Source organism: Mesorhizobium sp. P5_C1 (assembly GCF_054049815.1).
Window position 1 is genome coordinate 1 of the sequence record NZ_JBFULQ010001432.1, and the last position, 511, is coordinate 511.

Annotated in this window: 1 protein-coding gene; it reads left to right on the forward strand. The window is 59.1% G+C overall.

Annotated features, from left to right (window positions below; all coding sequences use genetic code 11):
• Window positions 1-438, forward strand: a 438-nt coding sequence (locus ACXJ7R_RS36195) for a Crp/Fnr family transcriptional regulator (protein WP_457155956.1), incomplete at its 5' end; no start/stop codon positions are given.
• Between the last annotated feature and the right edge of the window lie 73 nt (window positions 439-511).

The window sequence follows — 511 nt, forward strand, 5'->3', positions numbered from 1 at the left end:
TTCAAGGTGGAAAGCGAGATCAACGCGGAAGCGGCGACCGCTGTCTCCCTTTGCTCGTTTCCGAAGACGGCGATCGAACGGATGATGAAGCAATCGCCGGAGCTCGAGCATCGCCTGCTCAAGCAAACGCTGAACGAACTCGACGAGGCGCGCGACTGGATGGTGACGCTGGGACGCAAGACCGCCGCGGAAAAAGTGGCGAGCTTTCTGCTGATGATTGCCAGAAATATCGATCCCACGCTCGATCCAGCCACCAACGCGACAAGCTTCGACCTGCCGCTCACGCGCGCCGACATCGCCGATTTCCTCGGCCTGACGATCGAAACGGTGAGCCGCCAATTGACCCGGCTGCGGACAGACGGCGTGATCCGGATCGACAACAACCGCCATGTGACGGTGGACAGCCTCACCCGGTTGGAGAGCCGCTCTGGCGCCTAGAGCCGGATGATTTCAGGTTGAATCGACCTGAAAGCTGAATCCGCCTCTAAATCAAAGCGATAGAGCATGATGT